The sequence below is a fragment of the Pectobacterium jejuense genome (genome assembly GCF_026800125.1).
Classification (GTDB): Bacteria; Pseudomonadota; Gammaproteobacteria; order Enterobacterales; family Enterobacteriaceae; genus Pectobacterium; species Pectobacterium jejuense.
Genome location: NZ_JAPQKX010000064.1, coordinates 1 through 236, shown reverse-complemented (window position 1 = coordinate 236; position 236 = coordinate 1). Strand labels below are relative to the sequence as shown.

1 protein-coding gene is annotated in these 236 nt (G+C 56.8%); it reads left to right on the top strand.

The genetic code is table 11. The annotated features are described in order from the left end of the window. Nucleotides 1-209 (top strand): AMP-binding enzyme (locus NXT09_RS22475; RefSeq protein ID WP_441845168.1); only part of this gene is annotated, 209 nt, incomplete at its 5' end. Nucleotides 210-236: the final 27 nt, after the last annotated feature.

Below are 236 nucleotides of genomic sequence, written 5' to 3'. Positions count from 1 at the left end.
CCGTCAAACTTCAGGGTGAAGGAGATGACGCGGTGCTGGTCGGCTACGTTGAATATAAACCCGGCTCGGAGATGACCAAACTGGCGCTGCGCAAACAGCTGCATCAGTTCTTACCGGCTTACATGGTGCCTGGGCGCATTGTGGTGCTTGATAAGCTGCCGAAAACCGGCAGCGGCAAGGTCGATCGCAAACGCCTGACCGAAGTCTGAAAGTCACAAAGGGCAGCGTTGCTGCCC